General features: G+C 37.9%; 3 protein-coding genes, 2 tRNA genes and 1 rRNA gene. All 6 read right to left on the minus strand.

From position 1 onward, the window contains the following. Window positions 1–27 precede the first annotated feature (27 nt). Window positions 28–471: a ribosomal protein S18-alanine N-acetyltransferase gene (gene rimI, locus PLX19_RS25185; protein ID WP_272191674.1), complete on the minus strand. Its 444-nt coding sequence runs from the start codon at window positions 469–471 to the stop codon at window positions 28–30. Window positions 472–482: 11 nt separating this feature from the next. Continuing rightward, window positions 483–1,175, minus strand: coding sequence for a tRNA (adenosine(37)-N6)-threonylcarbamoyltransferase complex dimerization subunit type 1 TsaB (gene tsaB, locus PLX19_RS25190; protein ID WP_272191675.1), 693 nt, complete (start codon window positions 1,173–1,175; stop codon window positions 483–485). Beyond that, complete coding sequence (gene tsaE, locus PLX19_RS25195) at window positions 1,156–1,629, minus strand: tRNA (adenosine(37)-N6)-threonylcarbamoyltransferase complex ATPase subunit type 1 TsaE (protein WP_272191676.1); 474 nt, start codon at window positions 1,627–1,629, stop codon at window positions 1,156–1,158. Before tsaE ends, tsaB begins: the two co-directional genes overlap by 20 nt. Before the next feature lie 190 nt (window positions 1,630–1,819). Further along, window positions 1,820–1,895, minus strand: a tRNA-Asp gene (locus PLX19_RS25200). A gap of 2 nt (window positions 1,896–1,897) precedes the next feature. Further along, a tRNA-Met gene (locus PLX19_RS25205) sits at window positions 1,898–1,974 on the minus strand. 13 nt (window positions 1,975–1,987) lie between these two features. Continuing rightward, window positions 1,988–2,103 (minus strand): 5S ribosomal RNA (rrf, locus tag PLX19_RS25210). Window positions 2,104–2,190: the final 87 nt, after the last annotated feature.

Raw genomic sequence — 2,190 nt, forward strand, 5'->3', positions numbered from 1 at the left:
CACCAAGAATAATTGTATCTTTTTTCATCATAAATTCACCCACATTACAAGACCATCTTCATAATTGTCTGTATAGTATCTTTTACGAATTCCGCCATTTTGAAAACCAAATTTTCGATATAACTTTTTCGCAACCTCATTTGAAACACGTACTTCAAGTGTCATCGTCTTTGCCCCAAAAGCTCTCGCTTTGTTCATTACCTCTTGTAACAACGCTACTCCAAGCTTTAGACCACGGTATTTGGGCAATATAGCAATGTTCGTGATATGTGATTCATCAAGAATAATCCAAAGTCCGCAATAGCCTATAATTCCTTCCTCTGTTTCCAACACAGCATAGTGCGCATACTCATTCATGTTTATTTCCCGTTCAAATGCTTCGGCAGTCCAAGGCGTCGTAAATGAAGATTCTTCAATCAGAACAATTTGTGGTATGTCTTCTTCCTTCATATTTCTAAATGTAATATTCATTTATAAGACTCCTACTTATTTTGACTTTCTAACCATTTTGCCTCTGCTTCTGCTAAACGAAGATAACTTGGTACAAATGTATGCACAGGTTGCTCCTCTTTCTGTAAGCCTAAGAAAGCTAATTCACTTGGACGTGGATTATGTTTCGTCGGCGCAGTAAATACAGCTTGATCTCCTAACTGTTCTACAATTGTATCTTTATGCTGTTCTACATCGTTTCCGATAAATAAAACAGGTTTCTCCATCTCTTTTAACATTTGAAGCCAATCAACAATGAGAACAATACGATCTTCTTTCACAGCTTGTAATTCTTGTTCTCTATATGTATATAATCCTGTATAAATTTGCTGACGACGGCCATCAAATAATGGACAAATGTATCCTGGGAAATTGGTTCCGTTTGCTGCTAGTACTTCTAAGCTCGATACACCCACAATCGGAATTTGCAGTGACCAGGCCAATGTTTTCGCCGCTGTCACACCAATACGAACACCTGTATAAGAGCCCGGACCTGCCGCTACAACGATTTTATTTAATTCTTTTGGTTTCACATTACATTCTTTTAAAAGTTGCTCTACTGCTGGCATCAAACGCACAGAATGGTTTTTTGTTAAATTTGTAATAATCTCTCCTACAACAGTAGTTCCATCAATAAGAGAAACTCCCATTACATAGTTAGAAGTATCAATTGCTAGTACTTTCATTTTGTAATAGCTCCTCACATAATCTAATATAACGTTCTCCGCTCGGCTCTAATACAATTTTCCTTGTACTATCTCCCTCGTGGAATAAACTAATTTTTAAAAGTGAAGGTGGTAAAAAAGCCTCTATTAAATGCGCCCATTCCACCACTGTTACACCTTCACCATAAAAATATTCATCAAAACCTAAATCTTCTTCGCTCTCTGCTAATCGGTATACATCCATATGATACAGCGGTAATCGTCCTTTGTATTCTTTAATAATATTGAAAGTCGGGCTATTTACAACACGTTTTACACCAAGACCTTTTGCAAGACCTTTTGTAAATGTTGTTTTACCTGCACCTAAATCCCCTTCTAAAATCAAAACATCCTGCACCTCAACTAATTGTCCAAGCTTTTCTGATAAATGCTGTGTTTCTTTTGAAGACATCGTCTTTATTTCATATTTATTCAAAGGTTTCACCTACCTTACTATTAGTATTCTCTACTCTTTATTATACAGATTTTTTATTTTTGTTTCAGTTTCAAATATATAAAAAAGACCTTAGGAATTGTCCTAAGGATAAGATTGACTGTCTTATAAGTTTAATTAGAGTAAATAAAAAAATACGAAACACATTGTTTCGTTCTTTATTTTATATAAGTGGCGGTCCCGACCGGGGTCGAACCGGCGATCTCCTGCGTGACAGGCAGGCATGTTAACCACTACACCACGGGACCATTGGTTGCGGGGACAGGATTTGAACCTGCGACCTTCGGGTTATGAGCCCGACGAGCTACCAGACTGCTCCACCCCGCGATGATAAAAATAAGCCTGGCAACGTCCTACTCTCACAGGGACAAAGTCCCAACTACCATCGGCGCTAGAGAGCTTAACTTCCGTGTTCGGTATGGGAACGGGTGTGACCTCTCTGCCATCATTACCAGACTTATGAAGGTATATTCCTTCAAAACTAGATAACATTTGCTTCATATTATATGGTTAAGTCCTCGATCTATTAGTATTCGTCAGCTC

Origin of the sequence: Bacillus sp. BP-3, from assembly GCF_028401955.1 — a bacterium.
GTDB lineage: Bacteria > Bacillota > Bacilli > Bacillales > Bacillaceae_G > Bacillus_A.